The sequence below is a fragment of the Pseudomonas sp. URIL14HWK12:I6 genome (assembly GCF_000514195.1).
In the GTDB taxonomy this organism is placed as follows: Bacteria; Pseudomonadota; Gammaproteobacteria; order Pseudomonadales; family Pseudomonadaceae; genus Aquipseudomonas; species Aquipseudomonas putida_A.
This window is the reverse complement of sequence record NZ_AZVL01000018.1, coordinates 57,469-79,021: the sequence shown is the minus strand read 5'-3', so window position 1 is coordinate 79,021 and position 21,553 is coordinate 57,469. Positions and strand designations below refer to the sequence as shown.

The following is a 21,553-nucleotide window of genomic DNA, read 5'->3' as shown; positions in this document are numbered from 1 at the left end:
ATATAGGATAAGTCCTACGCACTAAAAGGAAACCGACTACGACCAAACTCTGTGTCGCGTAAGGAAGTGTTGTGCTGATTTGTTTATCTGAATGTTTTAAGTTGCTTGTCGAACCTTGAATAAACAAGGTTTTGTTTGCGTAGTTGGCTGTTAAACGGATTTACCTTTCAGTCGATCCGTTTGCCTCAGACCACAGAACCGGTTCAATCGAGGTATCGCTCATCCGGGCAGTTGCCTGACCCGGTTGAGCAACTTTTTTTCTGTCAGTGGCTGGAACGCCCGGTCATTTCCAGCGCCATGTCACTGGCGTAGCTGTCGGTCATCCCGGCGATGAAGTCGATCATGCGCAGGAACGAGGTGTGCAGCGGGCCATGGGGATCCGGCGCATTGTTACCCAGCAGATCGAGGATCCGGCGGCTCTTGAACGACGGCGTGCGGCCGCCATGTTGCTCCAGGGCCGCGCCGCAGAACGCGTTGAGGAGGATTTCCAGGGTGGTGTAGGCGCCGATTTCATGCAGCGTCTTGCGCTTGTCCTGGAAGATTTTCTTGCGGGCGATGTCCTTGGCGTTCAGTACGCAGCGTTTGGCCGGACCGTGCATGTGTTCCACCAGGTCGCCGTGCAGGGTGCCGGCCAGCAGCGCATCCTGTTGCTCGACGAATGCCCGGGCAGCGGCGTTGGTCAGGTGCTCGATGGCCTTGCCGCGCAGGATCGCCAGTTTGCGTCGACGCGAATCCTGCGGGCCGAGCTGGCGATAGGTTTCCGGGAGGTCGTCACCGACCAGACCGAGCAGCAGCGATTCGACTTCCGCGTACTCCAGCAGCTCCATTTCCAGGCCGTCTTCGAGGTCGATCAGCGCGTAGCAGATGTCGTCGGCAGCCTCCATCAGGTACACCAATGGGTGGCGCGCCCAGCGCTGGTCTTCCAGTTGTGGCAGGCCGAGCTTGTGGGCGATCTGCTCCAGCAGCGGCAGTTCGCTCTGATAGCAGCCGAATTTGTGTTTCTTGTAGCCCAGCGAGTCGGCGTGCCGTGCGGTCCACGGATATTTCAGATAGGTGCCGAGGGTGGCGTAGGTGAGGCGGGTGCCGCCGTCGAACTGGTGATACTCAAGCTGAGTCAGCACCCGGAAGCCTTGCGCATTGCCTTCGAAATTGAGGAAGTCACCGCGCTCGGCTTCGCTCATGCCGTCGAGCCAGCCGCGCCCGGCTGCCTGCTGGAACCAGTGACGAATCGCGTCTTCACCGGAGTGGCCGAACGGCGGATTGCCGATGTCATGGGCCAGGCAGGCCGATTGCACGACCATGCCCAAGTCGCTCGGGTCGCACCAGTCGGGCAGGGCGCTGCGCAAGGTTTCACCGACGCGCATGCCCAGCGAGCGCCCGACGCAGCTGACTTCCAGCGAGTGGGTCAGGCGGGTGTGGATGTGGTCGTTACTCGACACCGGATGCACCTGGGTCTTGCGCCCCAGACGGCGGAAGGCACCGGAGAAGATGATGCGGTCGTGGTCTTTGTGGAACGGGCTGCGGCCAAGCTCTTGCGGGCTGTGCAGCGGTTTTCCAAGGCGTTCGCGGTTGAGCAGGGTCTGCCAATCCAAGGCTGGTTCTCTCCGTCGGTGACTGGGATGACTGTTGCCCTAGCTTCCCGGTTCAGCCACACACCTGCAAGCGGAACTACAAGCCCGCGGCATCAATATCGATCAGCAGCAGGCGCTCGCCGTTATCGAAGAACTGCCCGGCGGTCAGGCAATACTGGTTGCTGGTGGCATCGCGGTAGGTGCTGGACAGGGTCAGGCGCCGCTCTTCCCAGCCTTCGGCGAGCAAATGATAGAAGTACGGACGCCATGACCAGTTGTGGCCCAGATAGCGGTTATCGGCGACCCAGCCGTTGTTGCGCCATTCGAGGTTGGGCGTGAGTTGGGTGCCGTGACGGTCGCATTGGTAGAACCGCAGCAACCACGGGAAGGCTTCCAGTTGCGGCAGCGCACTCAGCGGCGCGTGGGCCTGAGCCCAGCTCTGGAGGATCGCCATCAGTTCGCCGAGTTGCTGGCGCATCTGCATCAGGCGCCCGCGTTCGGCCAGTTTCTGCCGCACGTAACGCTGGCGCAGTTCGGCGAAGCGCTGCACGAAGGCGTCGGTTGGATAAAACGCCTCCTGCGCCCGGGCGAACAGGAAACCCTGAACGTAGCGCGAACCGCATTCCAGGGCGAAATTGAGCTGGGCCTCGGTTTCCACGCCTTCGGCGATGATCCAGCAGCCGGTTTTTTCGGCCATTTGCGCCAGAGCCTTGACCACGTCACTGCTCGGCCCGCCCAGTGCGGCAGCCTGAAACAGGCGCATGTCGAGTTTGAGAATGTCCGGCTGCAAGGCTAGCACCCGATCGAGCTGCGAGTAACCGGCGCCGAAGTCATCGATAGCGATCCGCGCTCCGGCCTCGCGATAGCGCGCGACCACCTCGGCCAGACGCTGACTGTTGCCACCCAGTTCAGTGATCTCGAACACGATGCGTTGCGGATCGACGCCGTGGCGCAGCATCTGCTTGAGGCTGGGCAGCGGTTGATCGGCGCGCAGGCGACTGATCCAGCGCGGCGACATGTTCAGGCTGAGAAACCACTCGGCGGGGGCTTCATGCAGTCGGCTCAGGGCGTTGTCGCGGATCTGCCGGTCGAGCCGGCGCAGGGCGATGGCGGGTGTGCGCGGGTCGGCGAACAAGGGCCCGACCGAGGCCAGTTGGCCGTCGGGCTGGCGCAGTCGACCGAGAGCTTCGACGCCTGCAATTCGTCCGGTAGCGGTATCGATGAAAGGTTGAAAGCAGGCGAGCGGTTGCCCGTCGATCACGGGGCCTCCTTAGTCGTTCTTGTTCTGGATGAACCCCGCCGACCGGGTAGGCGCGCGGGATTGAACCTCCGGGTAAAGAGGTTCATCCCGCGGATATTGCAAGAATGTAGCCAGATGCGTCGGCTTAGCGTTTGCCCGAACTCTGCATGACCAGTTTGATCAGTGGCCCGAGGCTGGTGCCCAGTCGTATCAGCCGGGTCAGCCCGCCAACACCGCCGCTTTTTGCGCCTTTGCCGGTGATGAAGCCCAGCAGGGTGACGGCGGCCACGCCCCAAAGCGGCGCGTGCTTGATGCCGAAGCCGCCTTGCAGGTTTTGCGTCATGCCGCGCATGCGTTGCAAGGGCTGCAGCACTTGCCCGGCTTCGTGGCGGATTTCCTGACGATGCATTTCCATGCGCAGGCGGATCAGCGCCTTGCGCATTTCCCGGCGCGAGCTGTTGTGTGGCAGTTCAGGCAGGCTCATGGCAGCAGGCGCTCCCGATCATTGGCCAATTCTTCCAGCGTGCCGTGGAAGGGCGAGGATTCATCGAAGACTGCTGCCTTGAGACGCAGCCCGCAGAAAGCGGCCGCCAGGGTGTAGAACACGCACAGGCCGATGATCGCTGCCAGACGATAGGTATCCCAGAACACGATCAGCACCAGCGTCGACAGACCCACCAGCAACAGCAGGGCAAACACCAGCGCCAGCCCTGCGAACAGCAACAGGCTGACGGTGCGTGATTTCTGCTCCTGCAATTCAATGCCGAACAGTTCGACATGGCTGTGCAGCAAGCCGAGAACAGCGGCGCCCAGACGCCGCGTGGAAGAGGAGGTGCCCGACCCCAGGCCGGATTCGCCGATCGACATGATCAGCGCCGAGTGGCCAGCAGGCCAATCAGGAAGCCCACCCCGGCGGCGATGCCCACCGATTGCCAAGGGTTGGCCGACACATAATCTTCGGTGGCGGTGACCGCTGCCTGGCCGCGATCACGCAGGGTGTCTTCGGTCAGCTTCAGGGTTTCCCGGGCGCGCAACAGGCTGTCGTGAATCTGATCACGCAGCTCATCAGCCTGATCGCCCGCCAGGGACGCGGTGTGTTCGAGCAGCCGCTCGGTGTCGGCGACCAGAGTCTGGAAGTCGTTCATCAGGATTTCTTGAGCAGTCTTTGCCTTGATGCTGGCCATGGGTGGATCTCCGTAAGTGACGTCTGAAGCGTTCGAGTATGAGCATTGCGCGAAGGTTCAGTACAAATGACTGGTACAGCTTTTGCTATGTCGTGGTGCGTCCTGCTGCCGCCGTGCGCTGTTGGCGGGCGTACATGCAGCAAAACCTTAACTCAAATAATCCTGGTTCGTGTCAGGACATCGACCTTGTGCGCCAAACCGGTTCATCGCAGCTTTATTGCGCAGACCGACCGGTCGCAACTTGGTGCATGAATTGTCCGCGCGAACCGCTTTGGTGCCTTTTTAGCCTTCAGGTCTGCCTCTTTATGGAAAATCTGCAAAGCGCTGTGGACACGCTGGTTCACAGCTCCAACACGTTGTTCATTCTGATCGGTGCGGTGATGGTGCTGGCGATGCACGCCGGTTTCGCCTTCCTTGAAGTCGGCACGGTGCGCCAGAAAAACCAGGTCAACGCACTGTCGAAGATCCTCAGCGACTTTGCCGTTTCGACCCTGGCCTATTTCTTTATAGGCTATTGGATCTCTTACGGTGTGACCTTCATGCAACCGGCGGCGGTGCTGAGTGCCGATCACGGATATGGGCTGGTGAAGTTTTTCTTCCTGCTGACGTTTGCAGCGGCAATTCCGGCGATCATCTCCGGCGGGATTGCCGAGCGTGCGCGCTTCGTTCCGCAGTTGTGCGCAACGGCGCTGATCGTGGCGTTCATCTACCCGTTTTTCGAGGGCATGGTCTGGAACGGCAACTTCGGTCTGCAGGCCTGGCTGACGGCACGTTTTGGCGCGGCGTTCCATGATTTCGCCGGTTCCGTGGTGGTGCACGCCATGGGCGGCTGGCTGGCACTGGCGGCGGTTTTGCTGCTCGGCCCGCGCAATGGCCGTTATCGCGAAGGGCGTCTGGTGGCGTTCGCACCGTCGAGCATTCCTTTTCTGGCGCTGGGTTCGTGGATTCTGATTGTCGGCTGGTTCGGCTTCAACGTGATGAGCGCGCAGACCTTGCAGGGCGTCAGCGGTCTGGTGGCGGTCAACTCGCTGATGGCCATGGTTGGCGGCACGGTGGCGGCGTTGATCGTCGGGCGCAATGACCCGGGCTTCCTGCACAACGGTCCGTTGGCCGGGCTGGTGGCGATCTGCGCCGGTTCCGACCTGATGCACCCGGTGGGTGCGCTGGTGACCGGCGCGATTGCCGGTGCACTGTTTGTCTGGTGCTTTACCGCCGCGCAAGTCAAATGGCGTATCGACGATGTACTCGGCGTCTGGCCGTTGCACGGTTTGTGCGGGGTGTGGGGCGGGATCGCCTGCGGCATCTTCGGCCAGACTGCGCTGGGTGGCCTCGGTGGCGTCAGCCTGATCAGTCAGTTGATCGGCACTGCGCTCGGTGTGGTGGTCGCATTGCTCGGCGGATTTGCCGTTTACGGCGTGATCAAGGCCTTGCACGGCCTGCGCCTGAGTCAGGAACAAGAGTATTACGGCGCCGATCTGTCGTTGCACAAGATCGGCGCGGTCAGTCAGGACTAAGTTTCCTTGTCGTCGGTGCCGGGGTAAAAGCCATGCAACAGGCGATAGCGATTGATGCGCACCTGGTCGACTTTCTCCTGTACCTGATGAGCTGGCAGACCGAGCATGATCAAGGCGTGGGAGGCGAGCATCAGGCTCGACTCCAATAACTCCGGCACCACTTCGGTGGCGCCGGCAGCCTTCAGCTCCGCCCATTGGCTGTCGTCGCGGGTGCGCACCAGAATCGGTATCCGCGCATTGAGCCGGCGCGCTTCCTTGAGAATTCGCAGGCTGACATCGCTCTGATCCACGGCGATCACCAGCAGTTTCGCGCGCAACAATCCGATGGCCGTCAGCAAGTCACCGCGCGATGAGTCGCCATAATGCACATCACTTTCCTCGGACGCGGCTTCCTGCACGCGCACCGGATCGTTGTCCAACGCGATGTAAGGTTGATTGGCATTGCGCATGAAGCGGCCGATGGACTGGCCAACGCGCCCGTAGCCGCAAATCACCACATGCTGATCGAGGTCGGCGTTGAGCGCACTGATCTCCTCGATTTGCGCCTCCTGATTCGGCTTGCGATGCAGGCGCAGGGCAATTTTCGGTGCCCCGCGCAACAATAGCGGGGTCAGCAACATCGAGCAGAACGTCGCCGCCAGCAGCAGGCCGCCCAGTTCGTCAGGCAGCATGCGGTTTTGCTGCATCTGCGCCATCAATGCGAAGCAGAATTCCCCGCCCTGCGCCAACGCCAGGCCGCTGCGCCAGGCAGTTTCGTGATCGCTGCCGCGCCACTTCACCAAAAGCGCGACGACCGTGCCTTTGATCAGCATCAGGCCGAGGGTCAGGCCGAGAATCAGCAGGCTGTGACTGACGAACAGTTGCAGATCGATCAGCATGCCGATGCTGACGAAAAACACCCCGAGCAGGATGTCGCGAAACGGCCGGATATCGGCCTCGATCTGATGGCGATAGTGGCTCTCGCCGAGCAGCATGCCGGCGAGAAATGCGCCGAGGGCAGGGGACAGGCCCAGCAGGTGCGTCAGCCAGGCGGTCAGCAGCACAATCACCAGCGCCAGCAGCACGAACAGCTCCGCCGAGCGCGAGGCCGCCACTTCGTGGAACAGCCGTGGCAGCAACCAGCGGCTGGCCAGCAGCAGACCGAAAAACAGCACCACGGTCTTAACCAGCGTCAATGGCAAGGCCCAGTACCAGGCTTGCGTGCTGCTGCCGGCGAACACCGGCACCAGGGTCAGCAATAACACCGCCACCACGTCCTGAAACAGCAGGACCCCGACCGCGTTTTGCCCGTGACTGCTGAACACCTCGCCCAGGCTGCTCAACTCCTTGGTGACAATCGCCGTTGACGACAACGACAGCCCGGCGCCAAGCAGCAGGGCCGGGGTCGCCGGCATGCCCAGCACGATCAGCACCATTCCCAGTAATGCCGTGCTGAGCAATACCTGCTGACTGCCCAGGCGAAACACCACCTGGCGCAGCGCGATCATTTTCGACAGGGAAAACTCCAGGCCCAGCGAAAACAGCAGAAACACCACGCCCAACTCGGCCACGTCCGGCAGGTGCTCGCTCTCGTTGACCCAGTTGAACGCGGTCGGCCCCACCATCAGGCCCACGCACAGATAGCCCAGCACCGGCGGCAAGCGCAGGCGGCGAAACAGGGCAATCATCACCAGGGATGAGGCGAGGATGATCAGCAGGTTGGCAAACACAAGGCACTCCGATGTCAGGCTCAGGCTTCTCAAGCGTAGAGGCAAAAAGCCCGGGAGCATGGCCTGATTGGCTTTTCTCTGGACTGATTTGCGTCAGGGTTTTGCGTACTGGTTGCCGTGCTCGGGCCTTTGGGCGGCAGCGGCTCGACGGGTTTTCGAGGCAGGCCTAGAATGAATGCTCATTTTTCCGGTTGAGCGATCATGCCTCCTGAATGTCAGTTGTTCGGCACCTTGGGATGCCATTTGTGTGAGGTGGCAGAGGCCGAGTTGATGCCTTTTGTCGAGCATGGTCTGCTGGTCGAACTGGTGGATATTGCTGACGATGAATCCTGGTTCGAGGCTTACAGCCTGCGAATTCCGGTACTGCGCCGAATTGACACCGGCGCGGAGCTGAGCTGGCCTTTCAGTGCCGATCAGGTGGTGGCCTTCCTGCGCTGAGCCTGTTTCTTCGTTGACGCGGCATGGCTTTCCGCCGGTCGCGACCGCGCATCCTTCCCTTGGCGTTTTGCGGATTATTCGGTTACTGTATGTGTATACAGTAATTGGATGGGCCTGCTGCTTTTGATGACTTGAGCAGGTGAATCCGGCAGTCAGAGGGACGAACCGTGGTCAATGTCGAACAGTTGAAGAACAGCGTGAACCGGATGTCGGTTGACGTGGTGCGCGAGGCCGTCCTCGAGTTGCGCCTGGACGGGCTGGTCACGGAGGGCAAGACGCCTTTCAACAAATTGCATTTCAACACCTGTTTTGCCGAGATCGAGGCGCTGTTCCAGCGTGCCGGTTATCACAAGCAACTGGATGTGGTCGGTTATCAGGGCCTGCTCTATGCCTTGTATGACCCGGGGCGCTGGGAGGCCGTCGATGTGCTGCGCTGGCTCAAGGAATTCACCGAAGCCGCCGCGCTCAAGTCGATCCCGGCCTGAAGCGGGCGGTGGAATCGGCGCTAGGTTCGTATCGCTCAGTGTTGGATAATGCCGACCTGCATTGAGGGTTCGAATTTCCGTATGTCCACACCAACGTTTTCCGCTGCGCAGAATCAAGCCAGCACCCTTTACCTTCCTCCGGGCAGTTGGCCTACCGTCCTTGATTGCCTGTGTGAGCATTTCAGTGCGATCGGTCGCGAGCAATGGCTGGACCGGATCGCCCGGGGCCGGGTACTGGATGGGCAGGGACAGCCGATTGCGCTGGATCTGCCGTACAAGGAAGGCCTGCGTATTCACTACTTCCGTGAAGTGCCGGATGAAAAACCGATCCCGGTGGTCGAGTCGATCCTGTATGCGGACGAACATCTGGTGGTGGCGGACAAGCCGCACTTCCTGCCGGTGACGCCGGCCGGCGAGTACGTCGAACAGACGTTGCTGCGCCGTCTGATCCGTCGCCTCGATAATCCGCATCTGGTGCCACTGCACCGCATTGACCGGCACACGGCAGGCTTGGTGATCTTTTCGGCTAACTCACAAACCCGCTCCGCTTATCAGTCGCTGTTCCCTACGCGGCAGATCGATAAACGCTATGAGGCGATTGCCCGTGCGCTTCCGGAGCTGGAATTTCCCCTGGTACACAAAAGCCGTCTGATCGATGGCGAACCATTCTTCCGCATGCAGGAAGGGCCAGGCGACGCCAATACGGAAACAGCGGTGGAAGTCCGGGAAAAGAACGGTGATCTGTGGCGCTACGGCCTGTATCCGGTGACTGGCAAGAAGCATCAGCTACGTGTACACATGACCGCGCTGGGGGCGAGTATCTGCAACGATCCGTTCTACCCGGATGTATTGAAAGACGTTGAGGATGATTACGCCAATCCGCTCAAGCTGTTGGCACAGGGGCTGCGGTTTGTCGACCCGGTCACCGGCGAAGAACGCGAGTTCGAAAGTCAGATCACCCTGCAGTGGTGACGCCATTCACTTTCCCCCACCCATGAAAAAGCCCGCATTAATGCGGGCTTTTCTGTATCCGGTGTCGACGTAAAGCTTACAGCTCTTTAACGGTACGAACCTGATCCTTGTTGATGCGGGTCTCTTTGCCGTCGAGTTGTTTGAACTCGTAGAAGCCCGAATCTTCATCGTATTTCGGGGTGTCGACGGCCTGGATTTCGCGACCGTCATTCAAGGTGAGCACTGTTGGCGAGGAGCAACCAGCGAGGGTAGCCAGGCCCAGTGCGAGCATGAAAGTGGCGAGGGTCCGTTGAGTCATGGGTGTGTCTCCGAATGGGAATACTTTTGGTTACTGAGCTTGAGACGTATACAAGGCGTGAGAGTTCCTTGAATGCTGTCAGTCTGACACAGTGTTGTGCGTATTTAACAGTTCGGGGGTGTTCAGGTTGGCCAGTCGCGGGTCATTGTCCGGGCATTGCAGGGCAGTCGCGCCGAGATTGCGCATGACCCGGCCGGGGCTGCGTTCACCGGCGTTCCACGCGGTTTCGAAGGCGGGCAACAGGGCGACGGGAATTACACACAGCAGGGGTTCCCAGTGGTCGTCGTGACGCAACATTAAAGGTTTTTCAGGAAACCGGCCGGCGGTTTCACGCATGTCCTGCAACAGCGCGGCGTCGATTCGCGGCACATCGCAGGGCAAGACCAGCAGGTGTGGACGGCGGGCGACCTTGAGTCCGGCGAGGATGCCGGCCAGCGGACCAGGAAAATCGCCTTGCTCATCGCTGACCAATTGATCGGCGTAGGCGGCATAACGCTCGTGATTGCGATTGCAGGAGATGATCAGATCGTCAGTCAGCGGTCGGACCTTGCGCTGCAAATGCGCAATCAGCGGCTCACCCTGCCATTCGACCAGCCCTTTGTCCTGGCCGCCCATGCGCTGGCCGCGTCCGCCTGCCAGGAGCAGAATGGAGCAGGGGGGCAATGGCGTATTCGAGGTCATGGCAGCTCTCCAGCGGGGCGGCGAAAAATTCAGGCGCTGTGATATAACACCGGGCTGTTTCTCCTACAACTGGACGAGCCTAATGAAAGCCAAGGCCGATGTACCTTTTACGCCGCTGAACATTGCGGTGCTGACTGTCAGCGATACCCGAACCCTGGAAACCGACACCTCAGGCCAGGTCTTCGTCGACCGCCTGACTGCTGCCGGTCACCGCTTGGCCGAACGGGTCCTGCTCAAAGATGACCTGTACAAGATCCGCGCGCAAGTTGCCCACTGGATTGCCGAGGACGTCGTGCAGGTCGTGTTGATTACCGGCGGCACTGGTTTCACCGGGCGTGACAGCACGCCTGAAGCCGTGGCTTGTCTGCTCGACAAGCAGGTTGACGGCTTCGGTGAACTGTTCCGGCAGATTTCGGTGGCCGATATCGGTACTTCGACCGTGCAGTCGCGGGCACTGGCCGGTCTGGCCAATGGCACACTGGTGTGCTGCCTGCCAGGTTCGACCAATGCGGTGCGCACCGGTTGGGACGGCATTCTCGCCGAACAGCTGGATTCGCGGCACCGTCCGTGCAACTTCGTCCCTCACCTGAAACAGGCGGCGCCCTGTGAATCCCGTGGGTAAGCCGGGCAAGACCGGCAGCCTGATGCCTGTCGAGCAAGCGTTGGCCCGCCTGCTGGAGATGGCTGAAGCCTCGCCGATTGTCGAACGCGAGTTTCTGCCCTTGGCCGAAGTCGAGGGGCGGGTGCTCGCCGAGGACCTGGTTTCGACCCTGGACCTACCACCCTGGCCAAATAGCGCCATGGATGGTTATGCCCTGAATCTGGCCGACTGGACCGGCGCACCGCTGCCGGTCAGCCAGAAAGTCTTTGCCGGGCAGGCGCCTGAGCCGTTGAAGCCCGGTACCTGCGCGCGGATCTTCACCGGTGCGCCAGTGCCTGCCGGGGCCGATTGCGTGGAAATGCAGGAGAATGCCGAGGTTCAGGACGACGGCAGCGTGCGTTTCATCGAAACCATGAGCGTCGGCCAGAACATTCGCCCGCAAGGCCAGGAAACCACCGTGGGTGAGTTGATTCTGGCTGCAGGTACCCGGCTGGGACCGATCGAACAAGGTCTGGCGGCGTCGCTGGGATGTGCCGGGCTGAATGTGGTACGCAAGGTCCGAGTGGCGGTGCTGTCCACCGGCGATGAACTCGTCGAGCCGGGCCGGCCGCTGGGGCCGGGGCAGATCTACAACAGTAATCGGGTGGTGTTGTGCAGTTGGCTGCAGCGCCTGGGTTGTGAAGTGATTGATGCCGGTATTCTTCCGGACGATCTGGCGACCACGCGGGCGCGCCTTGGCGACTTGCAGGGTGTCGACCTGATTCTCTCGACCGGAGGCGTGTCGGTCGGTGAAGCGGATTTTCTTGGCATCGCATTGCGGGAAGAGGGCGAGCTGGCGCTGTGGAAACTGGCCATCAAACCGGGCAAGCCGCTGACATTCGGTCATTTTCGCAAGGTGCCGGTCATCGGCCTGCCGGGCAACCCCGCTTCGACGCTGGTGACCTTTGCTCTGCTCACGCGGCCCTACTTGTTGCGGCGTCAGGGCGTACAGGATGTCGAACCCCTGAAGTTTACGATTCCGGCAGGTTTTGTCTGGCCTGTGGCCGGCAATCGGCGCGAATACCTGCGCGGTCGTCTCGAGCAGGGGCGGGCGATCATCTACCGCAATCAAAGCTCCGGTGTGCTGCGCAGCGCGGCCTGGGCGGATGGTCTGGTAGAGGTGCTGGAAGGCCGCACGCTGGTAGAAGGCGATGAGGTCGGGTTCATTCCCCTGAGCGACCTGCTCGGCTGATCCGCTTCCGGTAATTGCAGGCTCGACCGATACCGCGTCGATGCCTGCATTCCTCTGTCAATGGCTCATCAGTGTGACCAACTGATCGAACCGGCTGTTGGCAACCCATCCCAGCAGTCCCAGGACCACCGCCGTTGCACCCGCCGAATAGGCGAGACGGTGCTTGATGGTCTTTACATCCCCGCGAACTTCGTCCATATCCCGACGAATGTATTTGAGGTGGGTTTCCAGTTCGGTCACGCGCGGTTCCATATCAACTTCTCCAGCGGTTCTGGCGTTCTTTCTGAAATCGGATTTGTGATTGGCGCGACTTTCGTCCAGAGGGGCAACCGGACTATTTGCAATTCTGGCTTCATGGCTTGGCATGGAAATGTCCATCGGCTGTTTCAAGTGTAAGCGCATCGGCCTTCCCGTCATCCAGACTGCCAACATCTCCGAGGGTGTATCCAATCATTACCTGCACATCCTTGTGTTGTTGAATCGAAAATTGATACCACCTGCACAAGGTGAATCAAGGATCGTGTCCGGTCAATTGAGCCGATTCCTCACATGTTGTAAGAAAAAATACCGTCGCGTAGGACGCAACGGGTCAGTCGCTTGAATTAAATGGTGTTCCCATGGCTTTTTTGCGTGCACCAGTGGTCAAGATGTTTCATACCGATTCAATCTTGGGGAGTGACCGTAATGAGTGAACGCAGGGCGCTGTTGATTCTGCATGGCAAGCAGGCACTCAATGAGGCGGTGCGCACCGCCGTCGAAGGCAAACGCAAGCAGGGCTGGGAATTGGCCGTACGGCTGACCTGGGAGGCCGGTGACGCTCAGCGTCTGGTGGAAGAAGCACTGGCGAGTGGCTATCGGAAGATCATCGCCGGAGGCGGAGATGGCACGTTGCGCGATATCGCTGAAGCGCTTGCCGCGCATCCGGACGAGGCCAGTCTGGTGCTGTTGCCGCTAGGAACGGCTAACGATTTTTCCCGCGCGGCGGGGATCCCGCTGGAGCCGGCCGAAGCACTGGAAATGCTGGACGTGCCACCGCGCAAGATTGACCTGGGCGAAGTCGGTGGGCAGATTTTCCTGAACATGGCGACGGGTGGTTTCGGCAGCCAGGTCACGGCCAATACCTCTGAAGATCTGAAAAAAGTGCTCGGCGGGGCCGCCTATCTGTTCACCGGTTTGTCGCGCTTCAGTGAGCTGCACGCGGCTTACGGTGAACTGCAAGGGCCGGACTTTCACTGGAGCGGCGAGCTGCTCGCATTGGGCATCGGCAACGGTCGTCAGGCAGGCGGCGGACACGTCTTGTGCCCGCAGGCACTGGCGGACGATGGTCTATTGGACATCAGTATTCTGCCGGCGCCACAGGAGTTGGTGGGCACACTGAAGAACCTGCTCAGCGACGGCTTCGGCCTCGACAATATGTTTGTCCGGGCCCGTTTGCCCTGGGTCGAAATCAAGGTCGCCGAGGGGCTGAGCATCAACCTTGACGGCGAGCCGCTGGAGGGCGACAGCCTGCGTTTCGAGGCGCGCCCCGCCGCCTTGCAGGTGCATTTGCCGGAGCATTCGCCGCTGTTGGGCGGCGCGGGTTCGATCAGTCGTCCAGACTGATGATCTGTTCGCGCACCGCGAACAGTACCAGACCCGCCACGTCGTAGATCTGCAGGCGTTTCATGATCTGCGAGCGGTGGGTCTCGACGGTCTTGATGCTCAGGCCCAGGCCGTTGGCGATTTCCCGGGTGGACTTGCCGCGCACGATCAACCGCAGGATTTCCAGCTGGCGTGCCGTCAGATTGTGCGAGTCGGCCACTTCCGGCTGGTTTTTCTGCGTACGGGTCAGCGCCTGGTTGATCACGGTGTGGGCGATGGCCGGGCTCAGGTAGCGCTCGTTGTTGCGCAAGGCTTCGAGGGCATGTTCCAGCTCGGTGGCCGTGGTGTCCTTGAGCAGATAGCCGTGCGCCCCGGATTCCAGGGCCTGCATGATCAGCGCCGGATCGGTGTGCATCGAGAGAATCAGCACCTTGCTTTGCGGGCGCACCCGCTTGAGCCGTTGCAAGGCTTCCAGGCCACCGGTTTCCTTCATCGAGATATCCAGCAACACGATGTCGGGCGCCAGTTGCTCGACCATTTCGAGCAACTGCGAGCCGTCGCTGGCTTCGCCAACGACCGCGTAACCGGGAATATCGAGCACCAGAGCGCGCACGCCGGCCCTGATCAGCGAGTGGTCATCCACCAGAAGTAAGTTACAAGTCAACGCATAACCTTATTCGTACTGGCCCGCTCGAGTGCACGGGGCGCCCAGGGGAATAGTGCTTCGATTTGAGTGCCTTTGCCCGGCTCGCTGATGACGTTCAGCGTGCCGCCCAACTGTTCGATCCTTTCGGCCATCCCGGCCATTCCGCGCTGTCCTTCCCGGCCCGGGTCCGCGGCAGGCGCAAAGCCTTGGCCGTCGTCGCTGATCAACAGCGTCAGGCCTTTTGGCAAGCGTTGCACGCGGATCAGCAGATTGCTGGCCTGCGCATGACGCAGAATGTTGGTGACCGCTTCCTGGGCAATGCGAAAGGCAGCGACCGCCATTTCTTCCGGAATGCCATTGAGCCGTTGCTGGCAATCGAGGCTCCAGTGCACCGAGGTGTTCGCCAGGGTCTTGAGCAGGTGCGCACGCAGACTGGCCTCCAGCCCGAGGCTGGTCAGTTGGCGCGGATTGAGAATGGCGGAAACGTCGCGCACCTTGTTGAGGGTTTCATCAAGGGTGTCGCAGAGTGTCGAGCATTGCGCTTGCAAGTCGGCTGGCAGGCGTTTTTTCAGCCATTCACTTTGCAGCTTGGCCGCTGTCAGTAACTGGCCGATATCGTCGTGCAGTTCACGGCTGAGACGGTGGCGTTCGTTTTCCTGGACTTCCAGCAAACGATCGGCGAGTTCCTGAGGCTGAAACTTGATCGATTTGCGCGACAGTCGATATTGCACCCAGACACAAGCAGTGGCGGCAATATTCAACAGCAGCAGACCCAGTGAGAGCGGAGCAGACAATCCGTAGGTCAGCAGGCTGCCAGCGGCGGCGATGACACTCAATATGAGAGTGAACCGGCGTGCATTTTCCCGGGACGGTGGCCATTTGATGATTGACTTGAGGCTGGCGTACATAACGGATGGAGCCAATGGATGTTCGCTACGGGCAGACCGGCCGGTGGCTGGCGGATCTCTGTCTGAAAATGCTGTCAATTATGTTATTGATTTTAACGAAGTACAGTGAACGATATTCGACCATCAAGTTCGTTGGATGACAGTCGCTGAATCACTGTGCCATTAGTTGAAAGCAACTAACGGTCGGCATAATACCACTTAAGATACCGTTGGTCGCGTTTGCGATATATGTCCAATGAGTCAGGAAATACGCCATGTTGGACGTGAGTTCCATTATGGAAAATGTCGTTTTATTGTGCTTGGTAGAGATCCGTGCGGTTCGAAGTTGATCGTTACACAGACACAGGCAAACCCTGAGGCCGCGGCAGAATATCCGCTGGTGTCAGGTGTGATTATTTAATTCGAATTGTCGCTGGCAGGTATGAACTATTCAATTGCGACATTCAGCGATTCCCATCTTCAGCCTGGATTTACGCTTTGAATGCGGCGGATCACGCCTGACGCTCGGAATAAGACAACAGCGAAAGCGGCTGAGGCCGGAGCGGTGGCTTGAACTGGCTCTGACCGACCTGAAACGCGAACGCTTCGATCAGTGAGGTTTGTTCGCTGCCATCCAGGCTCAATTGGCCGGTATTGTGATCGACCAATTCAATCTGCCAGGCCATCAGGGTGAAACAGTCCTGCAGCGCATTCAGCGCCTGTGCGTGCAGATCGATATGATCCGGCGCGTGGTCGAGCAGGCTGTGAATATGCAGGGAAAACTCGGAGATCGCCTCCAGTGCCAACGCTTCAGCCCGGCTCGCCAGTTTGAGCAGGGTGTTGCGCATGCAGTCGATGGCGTCTTTGTCGTTGCTGATCAATTGCAGGTGGCTCAGGCACTCTTCGGACTTGGCCAGGAGTGTTTCAGCTTCGACGAGGAATTCGGGAAAGCGTTGCGCCCAGTCTTTACGGTCGATTGGCATGCTTATCTCCACAGCGTCATGTCTGATGAGGGAATGCCGTGTGTGTCGACGTTCGTGGATCGTCGGGAGATCGCGCCCCACCGTGCAATTGCACTGGCTGAGGTTTTCCAGAGGGTGGGGTTCCACTGACCTGCGATCGCACACAATAGCCTGACTCCGTTCATGCAATGAGAATGGCGTCACATTAATGGCTATTGGATATTGCGAACATCAGGTTGGGCCTGATTGTTCCTAGGGGATTCCCTTACGCGCGGGAACCTGTGGCGCAAACTGTGGTCGCGCCAGAAGAGGATGTAGCAGATGAAAACACCGGGTCAGTAAACCATGATGTTAATGTGACATCAATGCCCGTGTGTGGCATTTTGATGGTGAATTTTGTGGGGATCAAGAATCGCCATAAACAGCCGATAACCCCACTTAGTAGTGAATTCATCAGAACAAGCCCAGGAGTCATTGATGGCCGGCATTCTCGACACGGTAGACCAACGCACGCAACTGGTGGGTGAGAATCGCCTGGAAATTCTCATGTTTCGACTGGCCGGACGCCAATTGTTCGCGATCAACGTGTTCAAGGTTCAGGAAGTTCTGCAACTGCCAAAGCTGACCTTGATGCCACAGCGTCACCCCTTTGTATGCGGCGTGGTCAACCTGCGCGGCCAGACGCTGCCGGTGATCGACCTGTCTCAGGCGATCGGCATGCGCCCGCTGGTGCCGGGCCCGAACAGCACCATCATCGTCACCGAGTACAACCGTTCGGTGCAGGCTTTCCTCGTCGGTGGTGTGGATCGCATCGTCAACATGAACTGGGAAGCCATTCTGCCGCCGCCGACCAGTGCTGGCCGCCAGCACTACCTGACTGCAATCAGCAAGGTTGACGATCAACTGGTGGAAATCATCGACGTCGAGAAAGTCCTCGCCGAAATCGTCCCGTACAACGCCAAGGTCTCGCGCGACAAGCTTGACGATCCGGTGCTGGAGCGTGCCCGTGGCCGCGAAGTGCTGCTGGTGGACGACTCCAACGTGGCCCTTTCGCAACTGCGCGACACCCTTGGCCAGCTCGGGGTGAAAATGCACATCGCCAGTGACGGCCTGAAGGCACTGAACATGCTCAAGGCCTGGGCCGATACCGGCGTGAACATGACCGACAAGCTGTTGATGGTGTTCACCGACGCGGAAATGCCGGAAATGGATGGCTATCGTCTGACCACCGAGATCCGCAACGATCCGCGTCTGCGTGGCCTATACGTGGTGTTGCACACTTCACTGTCCGGCAGTTTCAACGACTCGATGGTGAAGAAGGTCGGTTGCGACAACTTCCTCTCCAAGTTCCAGCCGGACAAACTGGTCGATGTGGTGCGTCAGCGTCTGATGCTCGATGAAGTGCCGGCCTGATCCTGACGCTTCAGCCTCCTGTGGGAGCGAGCCTGCTCGCGAAGGCGGATTCCATGTCAACACATGTGTTGAATGAATTTCCGCTTTCGCGAGCAGGCTCGCTCCCACAAGGTTTGCACTGCACAAACTCTTTTGATTCGCCGATAAAGCTCGTATAGGGTGGCTTTTTTGCCCACCAGGGAGCTGGCCATGCTGCGTCTGAGCGCGCTTTATCGTTATCCGTTGAAATCCGGCAAACCCGAGATTCTGCAATCGATTGGCCTGGACAAACTGGGCCTTGCAGGGGACCGACGCTGGATGCTCGTGGACGAGGCCAGCGGGCGCTTTCTGACCCAGCGGGCCGAAGCGAAAATGAGTCAGCTGTCGGCATTGTGGAACGCGCAGGGCGGTCTGACCCTCAGCGCGCCCGGGCTTGCCGCGCTGGACGTGCCATTGCCCGAGGCCGATTCCGACTTGCGCGGTGTGACCATCTGGCGTGACACACTGCGGGTTCCGGATGCCGGTGATGAAGCCGCCCGTTGGGTCAGCGATTTCATCGGCAAGCCGACGCGTCTGGTGCAGGTGCCCCTTGATCGCGCGCGCATGACGCAGGCCGGTTATGGCCGCGAGGACGATCAGGTCGCGTTCGCCGACGGTTTCCCGCTGTTGCTGATTGGCGAAGCGTCACTTGAGGATCTGGTGCAAAAGGTCGGACGACCGCTGGAGATGCTGCGCTTTCGGCCGAATCTGGTGATCGAAGGCAGCGCGGCGTTCGCCGAGGACGGCTGGAAGCGCATTCGTATCGGTGACGTCGAGTTCCGCGTGGTGAAGCCTTGCTCGCGCTGCATTCTGACCACCATCGATCCGCAAACCGGCGAACGCAGTGCTGATCGCGAACCGCTGGCAACCCTGCAGAAATACCGTGCGCAGGCCGATGGCGCGATGTTCGGGCAGAACCTGGTCAACGACAGCAATGGTCAACTGGAAGTCGGAATGCCGGTGGAAATCCTCGAGTAACCGCTGCCGGAAATGAAAATGCCCGTGTCCATGGACACGGGCATTTTTTTGCACCGGGAAAAACCGTGGGCTTAGCCGCGGTATTCGCACAGATAAGCGGTATCAACGGCGACTTTCAGCTGGAACTTGCTGTTGGCCGGAACGTTGAACTGGCTGCCGGCGGCGAAGGTTTCCCAGTCGCTGCTGTCCGGCAGTTTGACGGTCAGCGCACCGGAGACCACGTGCATGATCTCGCGCTGAGCGGTGCCGAATTCGTATTCGCCCGGGGCCATGACGCCGATGGTCGCCGGACCTTCAGCGGTGCCAAAAGCGATCGACTTGACGGTGCCGTCGAAGTACTCGTTGACTTTGAACATGGGCGATTCCTCTCGAAAAGGGCAAAAAAGGGTTAAAAAAGGCTGGCCAGTATGCACAAGGCTCCCGGCGCCGTCACCTGCCCGGGCGTGTCCGGCGAGTTCTCGCCCTGACTTCAGAGTGGCAAGACCAACGGCAGCAACCGCGCGGTATTGCGCGCATCTTCCAGGGCTCGGTGCTGTTGACCGCTGAACTGCATGCCGGCCAGTTGCAGCGCACCGTTCAAGCCCAGCGGTCGTTCCAGGCGCCGGGCCTTGGCGAAGCGCTGCTTGAGGTTCATGTGCGGCACCCGGCTCAGCAGGCTGTCGAGTTGCAGGCGCTGCCATTCCTGGAGCAACTGCTTGCGGTCGTAATCGCCCCAACTGGCCCAGCCTTCGAGGCGCGTCTGGTGTTGCCCGAGCCAGCGTTCGAAGGCCGGCCAGACCTCGTTCAACGGCTGCGCGGCGTCGATGTTGGCCTGGGTGATGTGCGTGAGCTCACGGCAGAACGGCGTCAGCAACGGCCGCCGGGTCGGTTTGACGAACCGCTGAAAGTGATCCTGCTCGCGACCGGCACGGTCGACCAGCGTCGCGCCGATTTCGATGATTTCCATTTCCGTAACCGGCCAGCCACCTTCATCTGTGGTGGCTTCCAGATCAATGACCAGCCAATGGGGCATCGCAGGTTTCCTGATTTACGCGTCCTGATAGATCAGAGCGTAGTCAAACCTTGCGTTTGCGCCTGGCGACTCACTCGACCTGCAACAGAACCTGACGATTTTTTACCTGATCGCCGACCTTGACCTGCACCCGCTTGAGCACGCCGTCGATGCCGGCCTTGAGCGGATGCTCCATTTTCATTGCCTCCAGCACCACCAGCAACTGACCCTTGCTGACCGGGCTGCCTTCGCTGACCAGCACGTCGACGATGGCACCGTCCATCGGCGCTTTCAGTGTGCCGGAGCTGACGCTGCTCTGACTGCTGATCAGCGCATGAGTTCGATCCTCCAGGCGCAGGTTGCCGGGGTGGGTGAACAGCCAGAGTTCTTCGTCATCGATCCGGTAGGCGTGACGCTGGCGCAGGCCGTCGACTTCCAGTGTCACCGCGCGCTCGTCGCAATTGATGACGGTCAGTACCAGTGCGCGCTGCATCACGTTCACGGTGAAGCGGTCATCCCCGTCCGCAAGCAGTTGCACGGTCCAGTCCTGCTGTTCAAGCCCGAGGCGGTAATTGAGCGGCGCGCCGACATTGTTGCGCCAGCCCTTGAGCGGCGCACGATGCGCCTGCGCGCCAGCCTGATAAAACAGCACGGCGGCGATGGCCAGCTCCTCGGCGGTGGGGGCGTAAGTGTGCAGGCATGGGTGGTCAGTGAAATGCTGAGCAATGAACGCGGTACTGAATTCGCCGCTGATGAACTGCGGATGCTGCAGCAGGCTGACCAGCAAACGCTGGTTGCTCTGAACGCCGAGCAGCACGCTGTCCTGCACCGCGCGCAGCAGCTTGCGCCGTGCCTCTTCGCGGGTGGCGCCGTGGGCGATCAGTTTGCCGAGCATCGGATCATAAAACGGGCTGATCGACTGACCTTCGAGCAAGCCATGATCGATCCGTGCCCCCGGACCCAACGCCGGTTCCCAGGCCTGTACACGACCGGTCTGCGGCAGGAAATTCTGCGTCGGATCTTCGGCATACAGACGCACCTCCATGGCGTGGCCGTTCAGCGCGACCTGATCCTGAGTCAACGGCAGCGGCTGCCCCTCGGCGACGGCCAGTTGCCAGGCGACCAGATCCTGCCCGGTGATCAGTTCGGTCACCGGATGCTCGACCTGCAAACGCGTGTTCATTTCCAGAAAGTAGAACTGCCCACGGGCATCGAGCAGAAACTCGACGGTGCCGGCACCGACGTAATTCACCGCTCGGCCAGCCTTCAATGCCGCTTCGCCCATGGCCTGGCGCAACTCGCGGGTCATCACCGGGCAGGGTGCTTCCTCGACGACTTTCTGATGGCGGCGCTGCACCGAGCAATCGCGCTCGCCGAGGTAGATCAGGTTGCCATGGCTATCGCCGAACAGTTGTACCTCGACGTGCCGTGGTTCGATCAGCGCCTGTTCGAGGATCAGTTCATCACTGCCGAAACCGTTCAGCGCTTCGGAGCGGGCGGTGCGCAATTGCGCCGGCAATTCCTCGCTGCTGTGCACCAGACGCATGCCGCGTCCACCGCCGCCAGCACTGGCCTTGATCATCAGCGGGTAGCCGATGCGCTCGGCTTCACGCAACAGAGTGGCGTCGTCCTGCGCGGCGCCTTGATAGCCGGCAATACACGGTACGCCTGCTTCGAGCATGGCGATTTTCGACAGGCGCTTGCTGCCCATCAGCTCGATGGCCTCGGCGCTGGGGCCGATAAAGGTCAAGCCGACCTCAGCGCAGGCGCGGGCGAATTCGGCGTTTTCCGAGAGAAAGCCGTAGCCTGGGTGGATCGCGTCGGCACCGCTGCGGCGTGCGGCGTCAAGGATCGCCGGGATGTTCAGATAGGACTGTTGCACCGGTGCGGCACCGATGTTCACCGCTTGATCGGCCATCTGCACGTGCAGGGCATCGGCGTCGGCATCGCTGAATACGGCGACGGTGCGATAGCCGAGGGCCTGGGCGGTGCGCTGGATGCGGCAGGCGATTTCACCGCGGTTGGCGATCAGGATTTTGTGGATGGCGGGCATGGCTGTTCCCTCGGAATTTGCGGTGTCGGTGCTGGCCTCTTCGCGAGCAAGCCCGCTCCCACATTTTGGAATGCGTTCCGTCTGTGGGAGCGAGCCTGCT

The 21,553-nt window shown here is 60.3% G+C and carries 24 protein-coding genes; 9 read left to right on the top strand and 15 right to left on the bottom strand.

Translation table 11 applies throughout. The features are described 5' to 3' along the window. Positions 1-263 precede the first annotated feature (263 nt). From H043_RS0120600 to H043_RS0120580, 5 genes are all read right to left on the bottom strand, one after another. On the bottom strand, positions 264-1,592 hold the full coding sequence (locus tag H043_RS0120600; RefSeq protein WP_003226741.1) for a deoxyguanosinetriphosphate triphosphohydrolase: 1,329 nt from the start codon (positions 1,590-1,592) through the stop codon (positions 264-266). A 76-nt stretch (positions 1,593-1,668) separates the two neighbouring features. Then, entirely contained in the window at positions 1,669-2,832 is a 1,164-nt protein-coding gene (locus tag H043_RS0120595) for an EAL domain-containing protein (protein ID WP_027613427.1), read from the bottom strand. A gap of 124 nt (positions 2,833-2,956) precedes the next feature. Further along, the gene (locus H043_RS0120590; protein WP_027613426.1) at positions 2,957-3,295 is read right to left on the bottom strand and encodes a hypothetical protein; all 339 of its coding nucleotides are present in this window, start codon (positions 3,293-3,295) and stop codon (positions 2,957-2,959) included. Beyond that, positions 3,292-3,678: a phage holin family protein gene (locus H043_RS0120585; protein WP_027613425.1), complete on the bottom strand. Its 387-nt coding sequence runs from the start codon at positions 3,676-3,678 to the stop codon at positions 3,292-3,294. The genes H043_RS0120590 and H043_RS0120585 overlap by 4 nt, the downstream gene beginning before the upstream one ends. Before the next feature lie 2 nt (positions 3,679-3,680). After that, complete coding sequence (locus H043_RS0120580) at positions 3,681-3,995, bottom strand: YqjD family protein (protein WP_003226733.1); 315 nt, start codon at positions 3,993-3,995, stop codon at positions 3,681-3,683. A 305-nt stretch (positions 3,996-4,300) separates the two neighbouring features. Between H043_RS0120580 and H043_RS0120575 the strand changes: the two genes are divergently transcribed. Continuing rightward, complete coding sequence (locus H043_RS0120575; protein ID WP_027613424.1) at positions 4,301-5,509, top strand: ammonium transporter; 1,209 nt, start codon at positions 4,301-4,303, stop codon at positions 5,507-5,509. Here H043_RS0120575 and H043_RS0120570 read toward each other — a convergent pair. Next, a complete protein-coding gene (locus tag H043_RS0120570) occupies positions 5,506-7,218 on the bottom strand; it encodes a monovalent cation:proton antiporter-2 (CPA2) family protein (protein ID WP_027613423.1) in 1,713 nt (570 codons plus the stop codon). The two genes, H043_RS0120575 and H043_RS0120570, sit on opposite strands and share 4 nt — an antisense overlap. Positions 7,219-7,419: 201 nt before the next feature. Between H043_RS0120570 and H043_RS0120565 the strand changes: the two genes are divergently transcribed. The 3 genes from H043_RS0120565 (at position 7,420) to H043_RS0120555 (ending at position 9,113) form a co-directional block, all read left to right on the top strand. Then, positions 7,420-7,656, top strand: coding sequence for a glutaredoxin family protein (locus tag H043_RS0120565; protein WP_027613422.1), 237 nt, complete (start codon positions 7,420-7,422; stop codon positions 7,654-7,656). Positions 7,657-7,823: 167 nt separating this feature from the next. Further along, positions 7,824-8,141: a transcriptional regulator gene (locus H043_RS0120560; RefSeq protein ID WP_003226726.1), complete on the top strand. Its 318-nt coding sequence runs from the start codon at positions 7,824-7,826 to the stop codon at positions 8,139-8,141. 81 nt (positions 8,142-8,222) lie between these two features. Then, on the top strand, positions 8,223-9,113 hold the full coding sequence (locus H043_RS0120555; RefSeq protein ID WP_027613421.1) for a pseudouridine synthase: 891 nt from the start codon (positions 8,223-8,225) through the stop codon (positions 9,111-9,113). 76 nt (positions 9,114-9,189) lie between these two features. Here the strand turns inward: H043_RS0120555 and H043_RS0120550 are convergent, their stop codons facing one another. Both H043_RS0120550 and mobA read right to left on the bottom strand, forming a co-directional pair. Continuing rightward, positions 9,190-9,411, bottom strand: coding sequence for a YgdI/YgdR family lipoprotein (locus tag H043_RS0120550; RefSeq protein ID WP_027613420.1), 222 nt, complete (start codon positions 9,409-9,411; stop codon positions 9,190-9,192). 78 nt (positions 9,412-9,489) lie between these two features. Continuing rightward, positions 9,490-10,092 (bottom strand): molybdenum cofactor guanylyltransferase MobA, encoded by a 603-nt coding sequence (mobA, locus tag H043_RS0120545; RefSeq protein ID WP_027613419.1) that lies wholly within the window; start codon positions 10,090-10,092, stop codon positions 9,490-9,492. Positions 10,093-10,174: 82 nt separating this feature from the next. Here mobA and moaB point away from each other — a divergent pair, with 82 nt between their 5' ends. Beyond that, positions 10,175-10,714 (top strand): molybdenum cofactor biosynthesis protein B, encoded by a 540-nt coding sequence (gene moaB, locus H043_RS0120540; protein WP_027613418.1) that lies wholly within the window; start codon positions 10,175-10,177, stop codon positions 10,712-10,714. Then, positions 10,698-11,924 (top strand): gephyrin-like molybdotransferase Glp, encoded by a 1,227-nt coding sequence (gene glp / locus H043_RS0120535; RefSeq protein ID WP_027613417.1) that lies wholly within the window; start codon positions 10,698-10,700, stop codon positions 11,922-11,924. The genes moaB and glp overlap by 17 nt, the downstream gene beginning before the upstream one ends. Before the next feature lie 57 nt (positions 11,925-11,981). Here the strand turns inward: glp and H043_RS30480 are convergent, their stop codons facing one another. Beyond that, positions 11,982-12,290, bottom strand: coding sequence for a hypothetical protein (locus H043_RS30480; protein WP_177325650.1), 309 nt, complete (start codon positions 12,288-12,290; stop codon positions 11,982-11,984). A 318-nt stretch (positions 12,291-12,608) separates the two neighbouring features. Between H043_RS30480 and yegS the strand changes: the two genes are divergently transcribed. Next, positions 12,609-13,526 (top strand): lipid kinase YegS, encoded by a 918-nt coding sequence (yegS, locus tag H043_RS0120520; protein ID WP_027613416.1) that lies wholly within the window; start codon positions 12,609-12,611, stop codon positions 13,524-13,526. On the opposite strand, the gene H043_RS0120515 is transcribed toward yegS, so the two are convergent. The 3 genes from H043_RS0120515 to H043_RS0120500 all read right to left on the bottom strand — a co-directional run bounded on the left by H043_RS0120515 (position 13,510) and on the right by H043_RS0120500 (position 16,021). Beyond that, entirely contained in the window at positions 13,510-14,169 is a 660-nt protein-coding gene (locus tag H043_RS0120515; RefSeq protein WP_007969079.1) for a response regulator transcription factor, read from the bottom strand. The genes yegS and H043_RS0120515 overlap by 17 nt on opposite strands. Continuing rightward, positions 14,166-15,059 carry a sensor histidine kinase gene (locus H043_RS0120510; protein WP_027613415.1) on the bottom strand — a complete coding sequence of 298 codons (894 nt, stop codon included), beginning with the start codon at positions 15,057-15,059 and terminating at the stop codon, positions 14,166-14,168. The genes H043_RS0120515 and H043_RS0120510 overlap by 4 nt, the downstream gene beginning before the upstream one ends. 491 nt (positions 15,060-15,550) lie before the next feature. Beyond that, positions 15,551-16,021, bottom strand: a complete 471-nt coding sequence (locus H043_RS0120500) for a hypothetical protein (protein ID WP_027613414.1) — start codon at positions 16,019-16,021, stop codon at positions 15,551-15,553. Between the two features lie 456 nt (positions 16,022-16,477). On the opposite strand from H043_RS0120500, the gene H043_RS0120495 reads away from it, so the two are divergent. Next, the gene (locus tag H043_RS0120495) at positions 16,478-17,413 is read left to right on the top strand and encodes a chemotaxis protein CheV (RefSeq protein ID WP_003226705.1); all 936 of its coding nucleotides are present in this window, start codon (positions 16,478-16,480) and stop codon (positions 17,411-17,413) included. A gap of 189 nt (positions 17,414-17,602) precedes the next feature. Further along, positions 17,603-18,409 carry an MOSC domain-containing protein gene (locus H043_RS0120490; RefSeq protein ID WP_027613413.1) on the top strand — a complete coding sequence of 269 codons (807 nt, stop codon included), beginning with the start codon at positions 17,603-17,605 and terminating at the stop codon, positions 18,407-18,409. A gap of 71 nt (positions 18,410-18,480) precedes the next feature. Here the strand turns inward: H043_RS0120490 and H043_RS0120485 are convergent, their stop codons facing one another. From H043_RS0120485 to H043_RS0120475, 3 genes are all read right to left on the bottom strand, one after another. Further along, positions 18,481-18,765 carry a pyrimidine/purine nucleoside phosphorylase gene (locus H043_RS0120485; protein ID WP_003226701.1) on the bottom strand — a complete coding sequence of 95 codons (285 nt, stop codon included), beginning with the start codon at positions 18,763-18,765 and terminating at the stop codon, positions 18,481-18,483. Between the two features lie 113 nt (positions 18,766-18,878). Continuing rightward, on the bottom strand, positions 18,879-19,421 hold the full coding sequence (locus tag H043_RS0120480) for an exonuclease domain-containing protein (protein WP_027613412.1): 543 nt from the start codon (positions 19,419-19,421) through the stop codon (positions 18,879-18,881). 70 nt (positions 19,422-19,491) lie between these two features. Continuing rightward, entirely contained in the window at positions 19,492-21,453 is a 1,962-nt protein-coding gene (locus H043_RS0120475) for an acetyl/propionyl/methylcrotonyl-CoA carboxylase subunit alpha (RefSeq protein WP_027613411.1), read from the bottom strand. Positions 21,454-21,553: the final 100 nt, after the last annotated feature.